At 64.2% G+C, this 15,752-nt stretch carries 15 protein-coding genes; 12 read left to right on the forward strand and 3 right to left on the reverse strand.

The features are described from left to right. Window positions 1–3: 3 nt before the first annotated feature. Window positions 4–909 carry an aromatic ring-hydroxylating dioxygenase subunit alpha gene (locus WHT83_RS00950; protein WP_108606740.1) on the reverse strand — a complete coding sequence of 302 codons (906 nt, stop codon included), beginning with the start codon at window positions 907–909 and terminating at the stop codon, window positions 4–6. A gap of 28 nt (window positions 910–937) precedes the next feature. Continuing rightward, a complete protein-coding gene (locus tag WHT83_RS00955) occupies window positions 938–1,804 on the reverse strand; it encodes an aromatic ring-hydroxylating dioxygenase subunit alpha (RefSeq protein ID WP_318763625.1) in 867 nt (288 codons plus the stop codon). A 244-nt stretch (window positions 1,805–2,048) separates the two neighbouring features. Between WHT83_RS00955 and WHT83_RS00960 the strand changes: the two genes are divergently transcribed. The 11 genes from WHT83_RS00960 to WHT83_RS01010 all read left to right on the forward strand — a co-directional run bounded on the left by WHT83_RS00960 (window position 2,049) and on the right by WHT83_RS01010 (window position 13,770). Continuing rightward, a complete protein-coding gene (locus tag WHT83_RS00960; protein ID WP_108606738.1) occupies window positions 2,049–2,819 on the forward strand; it encodes a GntR family transcriptional regulator in 771 nt (256 codons plus the stop codon). 46 nt (window positions 2,820–2,865) lie between these two features. After that, window positions 2,866–3,960, forward strand: coding sequence for a BMP family ABC transporter substrate-binding protein (locus WHT83_RS00965; protein WP_406872715.1), 1,095 nt, complete (start codon window positions 2,866–2,868; stop codon window positions 3,958–3,960). A gap of 87 nt (window positions 3,961–4,047) precedes the next feature. After that, window positions 4,048–5,589, forward strand: coding sequence for an ABC transporter ATP-binding protein (locus tag WHT83_RS00970; RefSeq protein ID WP_406872716.1), 1,542 nt, complete (start codon window positions 4,048–4,050; stop codon window positions 5,587–5,589). Then, the gene (locus tag WHT83_RS00975) at window positions 5,573–6,640 is read left to right on the forward strand and encodes an ABC transporter permease (protein WP_108606735.1); all 1,068 of its coding nucleotides are present in this window, start codon (window positions 5,573–5,575) and stop codon (window positions 6,638–6,640) included. The genes WHT83_RS00970 and WHT83_RS00975 overlap by 17 nt, the downstream gene beginning before the upstream one ends. Continuing rightward, a complete protein-coding gene (locus WHT83_RS00980; RefSeq protein ID WP_108606734.1) occupies window positions 6,640–7,560 on the forward strand; it encodes an ABC transporter permease in 921 nt (306 codons plus the stop codon). Before WHT83_RS00975 ends, WHT83_RS00980 begins: the two co-directional genes overlap by 1 nt. 26 nt (window positions 7,561–7,586) lie before the next feature. Then, a complete protein-coding gene (locus WHT83_RS00985) occupies window positions 7,587–8,060 on the forward strand; it encodes a hypothetical protein (protein ID WP_406872717.1) in 474 nt (157 codons plus the stop codon). 173 nt (window positions 8,061–8,233) lie between these two features. Next, on the forward strand, window positions 8,234–9,073 hold the full coding sequence (locus tag WHT83_RS00990; RefSeq protein ID WP_406872718.1) for a MurR/RpiR family transcriptional regulator: 840 nt from the start codon (window positions 8,234–8,236) through the stop codon (window positions 9,071–9,073). A 30-nt stretch (window positions 9,074–9,103) separates the two neighbouring features. Next, window positions 9,104–10,213, forward strand: coding sequence for an ABC transporter substrate-binding protein (locus WHT83_RS00995; protein WP_406873907.1), 1,110 nt, complete (start codon window positions 9,104–9,106; stop codon window positions 10,211–10,213). A 112-nt stretch (window positions 10,214–10,325) separates the two neighbouring features. Further along, window positions 10,326–12,071: an ABC transporter permease gene (locus WHT83_RS01000; RefSeq protein WP_406872719.1), complete on the forward strand. Its 1,746-nt coding sequence runs from the start codon at window positions 10,326–10,328 to the stop codon at window positions 12,069–12,071. Then, the gene (locus WHT83_RS01005; RefSeq protein WP_406872720.1) at window positions 12,068–13,165 is read left to right on the forward strand and encodes an ABC transporter ATP-binding protein; all 1,098 of its coding nucleotides are present in this window, start codon (window positions 12,068–12,070) and stop codon (window positions 13,163–13,165) included. The genes WHT83_RS01000 and WHT83_RS01005 overlap by 4 nt, the downstream gene beginning before the upstream one ends. Further along, window positions 13,165–13,770 carry a histidine phosphatase family protein gene (locus WHT83_RS01010; RefSeq protein ID WP_108606729.1) on the forward strand — a complete coding sequence of 202 codons (606 nt, stop codon included), beginning with the start codon at window positions 13,165–13,167 and terminating at the stop codon, window positions 13,768–13,770. The genes WHT83_RS01005 and WHT83_RS01010 overlap by 1 nt, the downstream gene beginning before the upstream one ends. 394 nt (window positions 13,771–14,164) lie before the next feature. On the opposite strand, the gene WHT83_RS01015 is transcribed toward WHT83_RS01010, so the two are convergent. Further along, complete coding sequence (locus WHT83_RS01015) at window positions 14,165–14,560, reverse strand: cytochrome c family protein (protein ID WP_318763617.1); 396 nt, start codon at window positions 14,558–14,560, stop codon at window positions 14,165–14,167. 265 nt (window positions 14,561–14,825) lie between these two features. Between WHT83_RS01015 and WHT83_RS01020 the strand changes: the two genes are divergently transcribed. Next, window positions 14,826–15,665, forward strand: a complete 840-nt coding sequence (locus WHT83_RS01020) for a DUF2189 domain-containing protein (RefSeq protein WP_108606727.1) — start codon at window positions 14,826–14,828, stop codon at window positions 15,663–15,665. The last annotated feature ends 87 nt before the right edge of the window (window positions 15,666–15,752 follow it).

The raw sequence follows: 15,752 nt of genomic DNA on the forward strand, positions 1-15,752 counted from the left end.
CGCTCAGGTGGCGGCGGGGATGACCCCGTAGGTCACGCCCTTCTGGCTCAGCCACCGGCGGTAGGCGATGGCCGACTTGTCGGCACGGATCGGTGTTTCGGCACGCGGATCGAGCGGCAGCCGCTTCGGGAACTGATTTTCCAGGATCGGCTTGTCCTGTCCGAAGATCGTCTGCTGGAAACGCTTGATCACCTTGTCTTCATTGTCCTCGTCCAGCACGCACAGCATCATGTGGGCGCGGACATGCTCCTGGTCGACCGGTTGCAGGAACACGGCAATCACGTCGAGACGGCTCTCATCCAGCGGGCTCGATTTGTAGAGCACCGAGCAATAAGGATGCGGCACACGGTAGATGTAGTCGACATCGGCGCCGCCGTCGGAGGCAGTCGATGCCATCGGCTGGAAGAAGCGGCAGCGTGTGGCCAGGATCTCGTCGCGGTCGACCGAAATCTCGACGTCATATTCCTTCACCTCCGTATGCGGTTCGGCGCCGAGGATGTCGGTGTGGACATAGGGGAAGTGGCCCATGTCGAGGAAATTCTCGATGGCTCGCGGCGCCGAGACATTGACCCCCAGCGTCGCGGCATTGAGCCTGCGCCGGTCGGCCTCGGCATATTCGGGGATCGGGAAGATATCGGCCGGCGGGTTGCCCAGTGAGGTCCAGACATAACCGTAGGCGATCTTGACCGGCAACGTGCCGCCGAGCGCGGCGATGTCGACGGGATTGTCCGCTGCAAGTTCCGGACGCGAGCGCCACACGGCTGCCTTGCCGGCGCTGTCGGCGGCGAGGCTGAGCCGCTCTTCGAGCAGGACGGTGTCGACGACCACGCCCACCGGCAGTTCCGAAACGGCCGCAAGCGGGTGCCAAAGGTCGAGGATCACCTGATCCGTGCATCTCGTCTGGGTCATATGAGGTTCCTTCCTAAGGGCGCGGGTTTCACATCCGCGCCGGTATCGCACCGTAGGTGACAGACTTGTCGCGCAGCCAGCGCCGGTAAAGGACGGCGACGGCATCCGCACGGATCGGAGTTTCAGCGCGCGGGTCGAGCGGCAGGCGCCTCGGCACCTGATTTTCGAGGATCGGCTTGTCCTGCGCGAAGATCAACTGCATGAAGTTTCGGATTCCAGCCTGGTCGACGCCGTCCTTGAGGTAGCAGAGGAAGGGGTGAGCGACGCAATTGTCCTCGTCGACGGGCTGGACGAACAGCGTGATGACGTCGAGCCGGGCCTTGTGCACCGGGTTGCTCTTGTAGAGCGCCACCGTATAGGGCCGGATCACCTTGTAGACGTAGTCGACGATGAAGCCTTCCTTTGCCGTCGGCGAGGCGACAGGCTGGTAGAACTTGCATTCGGTCGCAACCAGTTCGTCGGCGGCCGTCAGTTCGACCTTGTAGGGCGCGACTTCCGTGTGTGGCTCGTCGCCCAGCCAGCCTGTATGGACGAACGGAAAATGGCCCATGTCGAGGAAGTTTTCGACCGCCCGAAGGCCCGAAACCTTGACTGCGATCGACCCGCCGGTAACCAGGTAGCGGTCGCCCTCTTCCGCCTCCGGCACGAACACGATATCGCGCTCCGGTGTGCCGAGGCATGCCCAGAGAAAGCCGTAGCGCTTGATCGAATTGACCAGCGCACCGGTATCGTTGCGGACCACTTCCTTGTTGTAGCGGCCACGGCAATGGATGGTGATGTCGACGCCGAGAAGGCGGGTCTGGAACGGCTCGGCGGCCGACAGGTTCGTGAGGTCGGCGACCACATGCCAATCGTTGAGAAGAACTCTGTCGCTACAAAGGGCAGCTATGCTCATCGCACCCTCCCTGGCTAGCACTTCCCCATGAACCTAGCTCTTTTATGGCATTATTGGAAACACAAGATTGGATATCAATCAATGGAAATTTGCATTGCCATGTGAGAAAGTTGGTTGACAGGCCGAAAGGATTGACTACCGATATGGGAAACGTAACTCGGGATATGCGGCACATCAGGTGCAGCCAACGCCGGTGCGTGACCGCTGAGCAAGCCAAAGTGCGCTGGTGGGGGAGGAAGGTGCCATGAGCAGTCGCTCGCAGGCCATTGCCGACATACTGACGCGGGCGATCATCGATCACCGGCTGGTGCCCGGCTGCAAGCTCGGCGAACGCGAACTGGCCGAGATTTTCGACGTCAGCCGTATCGTTGTCCGCCAGTCGCTGATCCGGCTGACCGATGACGGGCTCGCCCAGATCGAGCGCAACCGCGGCGCCTTCGTTGCCCGCCCGAGCATGCAGGAAGCGCTGGAGATCTACGACGCGCTGACGCTGGTCGAGCAGGGCGTCGCCGCCCAGCTCAGCGATCGCCTCGGGCCTGCCGGATGGGCCGAACTGCGCCAGCATGTCGAGCGCCAGCGCCAGGCCGTGGCTTCCGGCAACGACGCGCTCGCCGACGTGCTCGGCCAGGAATTCCACACCGTCTTCGTCCGCCTCAGCCGCAACAGGGTGATGCAGGAGATCCATGCCCAGTTGGTGCGCCGCACGACGCTGCTGCGTTCGCTGATCACCGCCGATTTCGACTATTGCAACCTGCTCGACGACCACGCCCGCGTCATCGACCTGCTCGAAAAGGGCCGGCTCAAGCCGGCGATGGAATTGATCGACGCGCATCACCGCTCCGTCGTGCGCGGCTACATCATGGACCGGCAGGTGTTTCCGGAACTGTCGCCGCGCGAGGCGCTGGAGCCGTATCTCGACGGCAAGGCCGGCGAAGCGCCGAAGCCTGCACCACGAAAAAAGACGGGAGATAACGGTGGAGCGGGGGCGCACGCCCACGTCCACGCCGCTAAATAGACCCGGCACGAAGCCGGGCGCCGACTACCAACAGAGGGTTACCACCATGATCAATCTCACCAGACGAAAATTCCTGCAATATTCCGGCGCTGCCGGCGCAGCTATCGGCACCGGCGGCTGGACTGGCCTCGCCAACGCCCAGGAGCCGCTCAAGGTCGGCGTTGTCTACGTCTCGCCGATTGCCGACATCGGCTGGACCAAGCAGCACAGCCTGGGCGTCGACGCCATCAAGGCGGAATTCGGCGACAAGGTCGCGCTCACGGTCATCGACAACATCTTCATGCCGCAGGACGCCGAGCGCGTGTTCCGCGAACTCGCTGCCTCCGGCAACCAGCTGATCTTCGGCACCTCGTTCTCGCACGGCACGCCGATGCAGAAGGTGGCGCCGCGCTTCCCGAAGGTCGCCTTCGAGCATTGCTCGGGCATCGTCCACCTCGCCAATCTCGGCACCTTCGAGGCCAAGTATTACGAAGGCACCTTCGTTGCCGGTGCCGCCGGCGCGCATATGAGCAAGTCGGGCAAGATCGGCTTCATCGGCGGCTTCCCGATCCCCGACATCGTCGGCCCGGCCAATGCGTTGCTGCTCGGCGCCCAGAGCGTCAATCCCGACATCACCTGCAATGCCATCTTCCTCAATTCCTGGTTCGATCCGGGCAAGGAAAAGGAAGCGGCCAACACGCTGATCTCGCAAGGCTGCGACGTCATCTGCTCGATGACCGATACCGCAACCGGCGTGCAGGTAGCGGGCGAAGGCGGCGCATGGTCGATCGGCTACGCGAGCGACATGGCCAAGTTCGGCTCGGGCAAGCAGCTCACCGCCTTCACGCTCGACTGGTCGAGCGACTATGTCGGCGCCGCCAAGGGTGTGGCTGCCGGCACCTGGAAGCCGGAAGCACGTTGGGACGGCCTTGCCGGCGGCGTGGTCAAGATGGCGCCCTACAACGAAGCCATCCCTGCCGACGTCATCGCCAAGCTCAAGCAGCTCGAGGCCGACATCGGCTCGGGCAAGGTCCATCCCTATGCCGGCGAACTGAAGGACCAGGACGGCAACGTCAAGGTCACGGCCGGCAGCGTGCTGGCCGATGCCGACATCCGCGGCATGAACTGGTTCGTCAAGGGAATGATCGGCAAGCTCGGCTGATTTCCGCCCCACGCTAGCAAGTCCACCGGAGCGCAGGCTCCGGTGGCTATGGCTGCGCATCGTCCAACCCATATGGCAGGACCGGCTATGCCCCCACGCCTCGAATTGCGCAACATCACCAAAAGCTATCCCGGCATCGTTGCAAATGACGACATCTCGATGTCGATCATGCCGGGCGAAATCCACGCCGTGCTCGGTGAAAACGGCGCCGGCAAATCGACATTGATGAAGATCATCTACGGCGCGGCCCAGGCCGATTCCGGCGAGATTTTCTGCGACGGCAAGCCCATCGCCGCGCACACGCCCGCCACCTCGCGGGCACTCGGCATCGAGATGGTGTACCAGCACTTCGCACTGTTCGAATCCGTCACCGTGGTCGAAAACATCGCACTCGCCGTATCCAACACCTTCGACCTCGATGCCCTTGCCCGCCAGATCACCGAGCTGTCGAACCGCTACGGCATGCCGATCGACCCCCACCGGCGGGTGCACGACCTCTCGGTCGGCGAGCGCCAGCGCGTCGAAATCGTACGCTGCCTTCTGCAGGCCCCGAAGCTTCTGATCCTCGACGAGCCGACCTCGGTGCTGACGCCACAGGCGGTGGTCAAGCTGTTCGAGACCCTGCGCCAGCTCGCCAGCGAAGGCTGCTCGATCGTCTATATCAGCCACAAGCTCGACGAGGTGCAGGAGCTTTGCGACACGGCGACCGTGCTGCGCAACGGCAAGGTCACCGGCACCGCGCGGCCCAAGCAAAGCACGTCGCTCGAACTCGCCCGAATGATGGTCGGCGCCGAGTTGCCCGAGATGCATGTCAGCCCGTCGGTGCCGAGCGAAAAGCCGGTGCTCGAGGTGCGCGGACTCACCGCCCCTGCCCGCGACAAATATGGCGTCGAGCTCAAGAACGTCTCCTTCGAGGTGCGCGGCGGCGAGATCGTCGGGCTTGCCGGTGTGTCCGGCAACGGCCAGGCCGAACTGATCTCGCTGCTCAGTGGCGAGCGCACCCACGGCAATGCCCTTTCGATCCAGATCGACGGCAGGGCTGCGGCCCATCTCAACGCCAGCGAACGGCGCAAGCTAGGCATGGCGTTCGTGCCGGAAGAGCGGCTCGGCCGCGGCGCCGTGCCCCCGCATGCGCTGTGGCAAAATGCGGTCCTGACCGCCCATCGCACCGGTCTGGTCCGAAACGGCCTCGTCGACCGCAAGGGAGCAAACAGCTTCGCCGCGAAGATCATCGAGCGCTTCAAGGTCAAGGCCAACGGGCCGCAGGCGAGTGCCCAAAGCCTGTCAGGCGGCAACCTGCAGAAATTCATCGTCGGCCGCGAAATCGCGCTCCAGCCGAAACTGTTCCTGGTCGCCCAGCCGACCTGGGGCGTCGATGTCGGTGCAGCCGCCTTCATCCGCCAGACGCTTGTCGATCTCAGCCGGTCGGGCGCGGCCGTGCTGGTGATCTCGGAGGAACTCGACGAACTGTTCGAGATTTGCGATCGCCTGCTCGTCATCTGCCAGGGACAGGTTTCGCCGCCGCTGATCAGGACAAAAACCAACCGCGAGGAGATCGGCCTGTTGATGACCAAGGTCGACCGCGGCAACGGCACCAACGGGAGAGGCGAAGTTGCGGTACAGGATTGAACAAAGACCGGAACCATCCGCCAGGATGCGGGTGGCGGCGCCGGTCATCGCGACCGTGCTTACGCTTGTCGTCGGCTCGCTGTTATTTGCCACGCTCGGCTATGACCCGCTGGTGACGCTGCAGGCATTCTTCATCGCCCCGCTCAACTCGTTGAACGGGCTTTCCGAGTGGCTGCTCAAGGCATCGCCGCTGATCCTCATCGCCTGCGGTCTGGCCGTCGGCTTTCGCGCCAATGTCTGGAACATCGGCGCCGAGGGACAACTGATCGTCGGGGCGATCGCCGCTTGCGGCGTCGGCCTGTTCTATCCCAACCCCGAGAGTCCCATTCTCCTGCCGTTGATGTTCCTGGCTGGCGCCTGTGGCGGCATGGCCTGGGCCGCGATCCCTGCCTTCCTCAGGGCGCGGATGAACACCAACGAGATCCTGGTTACGCTGATGCTGACCTATATCGCCACGCTTCTGCTGTCGTGGCTGGTGCATGGGCCGTGGCGCGATCCGGCAGGCTTCAACTATCCACAGACGGCACTTCTGTCGGCTGCCGCGATGTTCGAGCCCTTCGACTATGCCTACCGGCTCAACGCCTCGGTCTTCATCACCGTGGTCGCTGTGTTCCTGATGTGGCTATTCACTGACCGCAGCTTCCTCGGCTACAAGATGTCGGTCAGCGGTGCAGCCCCCCTGGCGGCACGTTATGCCGGCTTCCGCGAATCCTCGGCCGTCTGGATCGGCCTGCTTGCCGGCGGTGCTGCCGCCGGCGTCGCGGGCATGGCGGAGGTTGCCGGGCCGCTCGGGCAGTTGTCGCCGCAGATCTCGCCCGGCTACGGCTTCGCCGCGATCATCGTCGCCTTCATCGGCCGCCTCAATGCCTTCGGCATCGTGCTCGGCGGGCTATTGATGTCGCTGCTGTTCCTCGGTGGCGAGGCAGTGCAGATGAACCTTGGCCTGTCCGCAGCATTGACGCGAATATTCCAGGGCATATTGCTGTTCTTCCTGCTCGCCGCCGACTTCTTCATCTTCTATCGACTTCGCCGCATTCCGGAGCACGCCTGATGGACCTGTTCATTGCCATCTTCACCGGTACCATCATTGCCGCCACGCCACTGATCTTTGCGGCCCTCGGCGAGTTGGTCGTCGAGAAATCCGGCGTGCTCAACCTCGGCATCGAAGGCATGATGCTGATCGGAGCCGCCTTCGCCTTCTGGGCGGTCATTGCCGGATTGCCCATGCCCGTGGCGATCATCGCCGGCGCGCTCGGCGGGGCCGCCGCCTCGCTCCTGTTCGGCGTACTGGCGCTGACTTTCCTCACCAACCAGTATGCGGCGGGGCTGGCCCTTGCCATCTTCGGCTCCGGCGTCTCCGCCTTCCTCGGACGCAACTTCGGCTCGGCCCCGATCGATGCGCTCGACCGCATGAGCATCCCGTTCCTGTCGGACATTCCCGTCGTCGGGCCGATGTTCTTCCGCTTCGATCCGATGGTGTATTTCGCCATTGTCATGTTCTTCGTCATCAGCTGGTTCCTCTACCGCACCAAGGGCGGCCTGATCCTGCGCACCATCGGCGAGTCGCCCGAGACCGCGCACGCCATCGGCTATCCGGTGATCAGGATCCGCTATCTCGCCGTGCTGTTCGGCGGCCTGATGGCCGGGCTTGCCGGGGCCTATCTGTCGGTCGCCTATACCCCGCTCTGGGTCGAGAACATGACCGCCGGCAAGGGCTGGATCTCGCTGGCGCTGGTGGTCTTCGCCACCTGGCGGCCGTTGCGCGTGCTGCTCGGCGCCTGGCTGTTCGGCGGCATGACAATCCTGCAGCTCCAGGGCCAGGCGCTGGGCATTGCCGTTCCCTCCGAACTGCTCTCGGCCCTGCCCTATCTCGCGACGATCGTCGTGCTCGTGATCATCTCGCAGAACCGGCAGATGCTCGCGCTGCACTTCCCGGCATCGCTGGCGAAGCCGTTCCGTCCGGCGACGTGAGCCGCCGGCATATGGAGACGCGAGAAATGATCACTGCCGAAAACCCGTTCCCCAACGACCCAGACCGCGCCGCGATCTGGGAGATGCTGGTGCGTCGCGACATCACCGCCTTCGTCGACCAGGACTGGGCGATGGTGGCGGGCGATTTCGACGAACAGCGCTTCCTCGGCGTCCATGCCCACAACTCGGCCAATCCTGACGACTGGAGTGCTGCTTTCCCGGCGCTATCGGTCTATCGCGACGAGTGGCTGCGCCAGGCGGCAGAGACGGCTGCCACCGTCTATGCCGAACCGCTGGCCGACGGCATCTTCCGCGCCACGCGCCTGGCCGAAATCGACATCACGGGCGACGTCGCCGTGGCCCGCAAGAAGTTCGACGGCACCATCCGCCGCGCCGATGGCAGCGACGACCGCCTGAACTGGCAGACGCTCTATTTCTGCCGCAAGGCCGGCGATCGCTGGAAGATCACCGGTTTCGTCGGCTATATGAAATACAGGTGAGCCACTTCGAGCGCTGCTGATCGCCCGGTCTGCTCCCATAAGGCGCCCCTTCGGGCGCCCTTTTCTTTTCCCTGCCCATCGGCCTGCAAGATAGAAAAGTCGATCTTGCACACGTTTGCACTTGACTGCAAGATACCTTGCACCATAAGAGTCAAGTGCAACATGGATGCAAGATGATGACTCTGCTGGATCGCATCAAAAGCCATTCGACCCGCCTCACCGAGGCCGACCAGCGGCTCGTCTCAGCCTTGCTCGACAACGCCGCCGAGGCCGCCTTCCTGTCGAGCGCCCGACTTGCCGAACGCGCCAGCGTGCATGAGGCGGCGACCACCCGGCTCGCCCAGAAACTCGGCTTCAAGGGCTATCCCGAACTGCGCTCGCAGTTGCAGCGCGAACTGGTCGAGAGCCAGGATGCCGCCGAGCGCATGCGCCGCTCCGTCGCCAAGGTCGAGCATGGCGACTTCCTGCTCGATCTGATCGGCACCGAGATAGCGGCACTTGAGCATCTCCGCCTCGCCGTCACCCAGGACAGCATCAACCGCGCCGCCGACATGATCGTCGAGGCCAAGCGCATCTTTCTGTTCGGCCAGGGCCACGCCCAGTCGATCACCCAGTTCCTGCGCCGCAGGCTCGACCGCTTCGGCATGACCCCGATCGTGCTCGAGGGCCGCGGCCGCGACATCGCCGAGCGTGTCGTCGGCATGCGCGAGGGTGACCTCGTGCTCGCGCTCGCCTTCCGCAAGCAGCCGACCAGCTACGCTCCACTTGTCGAGCACTGTCATGCGCAAGGCGCCAAGGCCATGCTGGTCACCGACCTTGCCGGCACCATGATGCAGCCGGAAGCTGACCTTGTGCTGGCAGCCCCCCGCGGCCGTTCCGGCAGCGAGTTCCAGACGCCGACGGTGCCATTTGCCATCGTCAACGCCATCCTTCTGACCATTGCCGGCCGCCACCAGCCCCGCGTCATGGGCGCGCTGGAGCGGCTGTCGGGTCTGTTCGACGAATTCGATTGAGAAACCTGGGAGGGAAATATGCTCAAGTCGATGAAATGGGCGCTGTTTGCAGCAGCCGCCATACTGCCACTGGCAGCGAGCGCTGCCGAGCTCGACACCATGAGCACGGCCGAGCTGCTGCCGCTCGCGCAGAAGGAGGGCAAGGTCACCGTCTTCTCGCTGTCGAGCCGCATCGCCAAGGTCGAGAAGGCCTTTGAGGAAGCCTATCCCGGCATCGACCTGGTCGGCGTCGATATGAGTTCGGTCAAGCAGATCGCCCGTGTCGTCGCCGAGCAGACCGCCGGTGTCAACGCCGTCGACGTGCTCTACATCGCCGACACGCCTGTCGTGTACGAGGATCTGGTGAAAACCAAACGCATCGTGCCCTACATCCCGCCGCGCGTGGCTGGAGAGCTCGCCGACGAACACAAGACTCCGCTGCTGACCCAGCGCCTGTCGACCAAGGTGCTGATGTACAACGAGGCGGCCAACCCGAATGGCGCGCCGATCAACAACGTCTGGCAGCTGACCACGCCGGAATGGAAGGGCCGCGTCCTGATGGTCGACCCCATGCAGCGCGGCGAATTGCTTGACCTTCTCGTCGAGTTCTCGCTGCGGCCCGATGACATGGCCAAGGCCTACGAGGCGCAGTTCGGCAAACCGATCGCCGTCGACAGCGACCTCCAGGGTGCGGGCGAACAGTTCATCCGCGACCTATTCGCCAACGACCTCGTGCTGGTGCCCAACAGCGACGCCATCAACAAGGCCATCGGCGACAAGACGACGGCCAATCCGCCGGTCGGCTTCGCCACCTATTCCGATCGCCGCGACAACGAAAAGGAAGGCTGGGCGTTGCAGGTAGCCAACGACGTCGCGCCCTCCAATGGCATTCTGTTCCCAGCAGTCCTTGCACTGGTCGACAAGGCGCCAAGCCCGGCTGCGGCACGGTTGCTGATCGACTTCATGATGGGCGACGACTCGGCCACTGGCGGACCGGCCTTCGAGCCCTTCAACGTGCCGGGCGACTATGCCGTGCGACCGTCGGTGAAAGACAGCCCGGATTCAGTGCCGCTCAAGGACCTCAAGGCCTGGCGCATCGATCCCGTGAAGACTGCCGCCGCCCGCAAGCGCATCGCCGACCTGGTGCTGACGCTGCAATGACTGCGGCCGGACCGGCGCCTTGGGGGAGGCGCCGGTCCGTTCCCTTTGCCTTGCTGCCCGCGTCGCCACGGTCCGGTTGCCCCCGTGCTTCAATTCCGCGAGAAAGAATGTCATGTCCGCCGTTGCAACATCCGTGTTGTCCCGGAGAGGCTTTTTGCGCTCCGAAACGCTCGTACCCGTCGTCCTGATCCTGGTCGTCGGCGTCCTGGTCATCGCGCCGCTGGTCAAGATCGTCCTGTCGACGCTGACCGTTGAAGGCCTCGATGCCTGGCAGGCCGTGCTTGCCAGCAAGATGTCCGAGAACCTGTGGTGGCGTCCGCTCTGGAACACCGTGCTGCTCGGCATCGGCGTCGCCGCAGGATGCGTCCTGATGGGCGGCTTCCTTGCCTGGCTGGTCGTGCTGACCGACGTTCCCGCACCGAAGACGCTCGGCCTGCTCGCCACCCTGCCCTTCATGATCCCGAGCTTTGCCGCAGCCCTTGCCTGGGGCGCGCTGTTTCGCAACAGCCGGCTTGGCGGTTCGGTCGGCTTCTTCGAGGCCAACGGCTACATCGTGCCCGACTGGCTCGCTTGGGGCCTGCTGCCGACCCTCATCGTGCTGATCGCGCATTATTATTCGCTGGCCTTCACCGTCATTTCGGCAGCGCTCAGCTCTGTCGGCGCCGATCTCGTCGAAGCGGCACAAGTCGCCGGCGCCAGGCGTTCACGCATCTTCTTCGGCATCATCCTGCCGGTCGTCACCCCCGCGCTCGTCGCCGCAGCCTCGCTCACCTTCGCCGGCGCGGTCTCCAACTTCGCCGCCCCGGCCCTGCTCGGTCTGCCGGTCAGGATGCAAACTCTGTCGACGCGCCTGTTCGGCATGATCGAGACCGGCCAGACCGAACGCGGCTTCGTCATCGCACTGCTGCTGATCATCGTGTCGGCGTCCTTCCTGTGGCTCGGCGAGCGCCTGGTCGCCGGCCGCAAGAGCTATGTCACCGTCACCGGCAAGGGCGGGCGCACCAAGCGCTTCCCGCTCGGCAAATGGCGCTGGCCGCTGTTCTGCGTCGCCGTGCTGATGTGTGCGCTGACCACCTTCCTGCCGGCAGTCATCCTCACCGCCTCGAGTTTCGCGCTGCAGAACGGCTCGCTGTTTTCCAACTGGACGACGCATTTCTGGATCGGCGAAGGCGGCACCGACATGGCGCAGGGCCAGGCCGGCATCTTCCGCAACCCCGTACTGATCGAGGCTTTGTGGATGACACTGAAGCTCGCCGTCACCGTCGCGATCACCACCATGGCGCTTGGCCTTGCGCTGGCGCACACCATCGCCCGCAACAAGGGTTCGGTGCTCGCCACCGTCCTCGGCCAGGTGTCGTTCACCCCGATCCTGATCCCGAGCATCGCCTTTGCCGCCGCCTACATCGCACTGTTCGGCGCACCCATCGGCCCGCTGCCTTCCCTCTACGGCACCTTCCTGCTTCTGGTGCTGGCAGCTTCGGCGCATCTGCTGCCCTACGCCGTGCAGTCGGGCCGCTCGGTGCTTGGCCAGATCTCGGCCGACATCGAAGAGAGTGCCCGGCTGACCGGCGCCGGCTTCTTCCGCCGCATGGGCGCCATCATCATGCCACTCGCCATCCGCGGCCTGCTAGCGGGTGCGCTGCTTGTGTTCGTCAAGATCGTCCGCGACCTGTCGCTGGTGGTGCTGCTGTTCACCTCGACCTCGCCGGTCCTCAGCATGCTCGCCTACCGCTACGCCGCCGAAGGCTTCATGCAGTTCGCCAACGCCATCACCATGGTCATCCTCGTCCTCTGCGTCGTCGCCACGCTTCTGGCGCACCGCCTGCAGAACCGCGTCCAGAAGTGGAAATCCGCATGACCTCGCAACACGGCACATCCGTCCCGGCGATCGCGATCCGCAACGTCACCAAGCGTTTCGGCAACTTCACCGCCGTCGACAATGTCGACATCTCGGTGCCGCAGGGATCGTTCCTGGTGCTAGTCGGCCCGTCCGGCTGCGGCAAGTCGACCTTGCTGCGCATGCTGGCCGGGCTGGAAACGCCGAGCGAAGGCGAATTCGCCTTCATGGGCCGCACCGTTTCCGACGGCACGCGCGGCCTCGTCGCCGATGCGGGCGCCCGCGATGCCGGCCTGGTGTTCCAGAGCTACGCGTTGTGGCCGCACATGACGGTCGCCGGCAACATCGAATGGCCGCTCAAGGTGGCGAAATGGAGCAAGGCCGACCGCACCGCCCGCGTCGACGAAGTGCTCGGCCTTCTCGGCATCTCCGCCCTGAAGGAGCGCTACCCCGCCGAAATCTCCGGCGGCCAGCAGCAACGCGTGGCGATCGCCCGCACCATCGGCCCCAAGCCGAGCATCCTGTTGTTCGACGAGCCGCTGTCCAATCTCGACGCCAAGCTGCGCATCGAGATGCGCAGCGAACTGATGCGCATCCACCGGGCCACCGGGGCAACCTCTGTCTATGTCACCCACGACCAGGTCGAGGCGATGACGATGGCGAGCCATGTCGCCGTGCTGAACAACGGTCGCGTCGAGCAGTTCGGCGCGCCGCTCGACCTGCTGGAAAACCCGCGCACCACTTTCGTCGCCACCTTCCTCGGTACGCCGCCGGCCAACCTGATCGAGGTGACGCGAAGCGGCGACGGCCTCGTCTACGGCGGCCTGCGGCTGGCCGATGCCAGGCGGGCCGAAGCGCAGGACGGCGTGCAGCTTCTCTATCCCGCCCACGGCCTGATGGTCGGCGACGTGCCGGGTCGGCCGGCGATCACGGCGCGCTTCGAGGAGGCGGCGCCGATCGCCGGGCGCACCATGGTGACGGCCTTCTCCGGCGGCAAGCGGCTTACCGCGATGGCCGACGGCTACTTCCGCGCCGCGAGCGGCGACACGATACGCCTCAGCTTCCTGGGGGAGCCGAGTGCGGTTTTTGCAATGACTGGTGAAAGGATCGACTGATGAGATTGATAATGGTGCGCCATGGCGAGACCACCTGGAATGCCGAACACAGGCTCCAGGGCCACGACAACGCGCCGCTGTCTCCACGGGGCATCAGGCAGGTCCAGCGTTTCATCGATTTCGCAAAGGCCATGGAGCCCGACCATGTCGTCGTCTCCGATCTTGGCCGCACGCGCCAGACGGCCAGCCTGCTCGGCTATGGCGATGCCCCGCTCGACCCGCGCCTGCGCGAGATCGACATGGGCACCTGGACCGGCCGCGTCAAGCACGAGCTCGAAGCGGAGCGTCCGCACGAATATCTGGCCTGGCGCGCCGGCACCTTCACGCCCGAGCGCGGCGAGCCTTGGGCCGATTTCTGTGCCCGCATCGTCGACGGGTTGAGGGACTGCCTGAGGAAATGCAACGGCGACACGCTTGCCATCGTCCATGGCGGCGTCATCCGTGCGGCCTGCCATGCCTTCCTGGGGCTTCCGCCCTCGCGTGTGGTTCCGGTGACGCCGGGTACCGCGACGATCCTGAGCTTCGATGCCGCCGACGCGCCGACCGCGCGGCTCGAGGCCTACAACATCGCAGCCGTCACGCCCGATTTCGATGCGCCGGATTGAGGTGTCTTGCTAGACGCCGACGGCTGCATCGCGGCTGAGCGCGTACCGATCGGAAATCAGGGAAGCTCGCGGCGAAAGGAAAATGTCGCGGCTTCCGAGGGTCCCCCAAGAAGCCGCAGTTTCCCCCCTCACAGAGGCGCTAATAGCTAGATTATTTAAAACGCTGGCCTGCAATACAGAGCTTGGTCAAAATGCTGTGCCGCCAATTGCAATGTTTCGTCCGACATACGTTATGAGTTGTTAGACGTTTGGTGCACCGAAGCTACCAACACCATTCCAAATTCTGCAGCATCCCCCGTTTGGAGTATGCCGCCCAAAAAATAGGCATTATTCGCAGCTCCGCCGCTGCAGCGACGAGCCGCCGTGATGCCAGCACAGGCAACCGACCTGGCTGCTACTTCGAAGATTCCTCGATATAGGCGATCACATTGGCGATGTCGGCATCGTCCTTGAGACCGGGGAAGGCCATCTTGTTGCCGGGCACCTTTTCCTTCGGCGCCTTCATGTAAGCGGCGATGTTGGTCTCGTCCCAGACGAGACCGCCGGCGCCGGCCTGCTTCATGGCATCGGAGTATTTGGCTTCGAAACTGGCGAGCGTGCCTGCAGTACGGCCAACCACGCCGTGCAGGGAGGGGCCTATCTTGTTCTTGTCGACCGCCAGGTCATGGCAGGCCATGCATTTGCTGAACACCTTCTTGCCGGCGGCTGCATCGCCTGCCGCATGGACCGGATTGTTGGCTAGAACCGAAGCTGCAAGAAGGGCGGATGCGCCCCATGCCGTCAGTCTCATGGCTATCTCCTAAGTCAGGTCGGCGCTCCACGTCGACGCGAGCGATACTATCCCCGGCTGTGGTAACGCGCCATGCTCCATTGCGTTGCAGCTTCTGGAGCCTGCAGGACCGCGAAATCGGAGGCGTGGTGCGGCAGGGGCGACAAGGGCCGCGATGATTGCTATCATCGTCCACGGTGCAGGTCGCGGTTCGCGTGACCAGTCACGCTGGACGGCAGCACCGCAAGCCGCGACCGAACCGGGCCCGATCTCGGAGGAATGGTTAATGGCAAGTTTCCATGTCTACGCAGCAGGAACCGGCAGCAACGTCGAACACCCCGCCATACGCCGGATAGGGGTTTCGGATGTATTTGACGCGCTTCGCCGCGGATTTGAAGACTTTTGGGACAAACCTTCACACTATGTCTTTTTATGCCTGATCTATCCGGTGGTCGGCGTGTTCCTCATTACATGGACCTCTGGCGGCAACGCTCTTCAGCTCATCTACCCGCTGATGACGGGCTTCGCCCTGCTCGGCCCGTTCGCCGCGATCGGCCTCTACGAGATCAGCCGCCGGCGCGAACAGAATCTGGATACCTCCTGGTGGCATGCGCTCGACGTCCGGAATTCGCCCGCCATGCCGGCGATTGCCGTGCTCGGCATCATGCTGATGGCGTTGTTCATCGCCTGGTTGTTCACCGCGCAGGCCTTGTTTTCATGGCTGTACGGCGACAGTGCTCCGGCGACCTTCTCCGGTTTCGCCAGCGACGTGCTGACCACCCAGCGCGGCTGGACGCTGATCATCCTCGGCAACGTCATCGGCTTCGCCTTCGCCCTCGTCGCGTTGAGCACGACGGTCATCGCCTTCCCGGTGCTGCTCGATCGTGACATCGGTGCTTATGCCGCCGTCGAGACCTCGGCGCGCGCGATCATGGCCAACCCGATACCGATGCTGCTCTGGGGCCTGATCGTCGCTGTCGGTCTGGTCATCGGCACGCTGCCGCTGCTCGTCGGACTGGCAGTGGTTCTGCCCGTGCTCGGCCATTCGACCTGGCATCTCTACCGCAAGGTGATTGAAGCCGCGCCGGTACCGGCGCCGGTCAACACCGCAGGCAAGCGGGCCTGACCAACTCATCGCCGGTGGCGCCCAGCCGCCGGCGCATTTTCTCTCTCGAAAAAACTTCGCCCGCCCTGATGAGAGGCGGGCGTTGAA

The organism is Aminobacter sp. P9b (assembly GCF_045345995.1).
GTDB lineage: Bacteria > Pseudomonadota > Alphaproteobacteria > Rhizobiales > Rhizobiaceae > Aminobacter > Aminobacter niigataensis.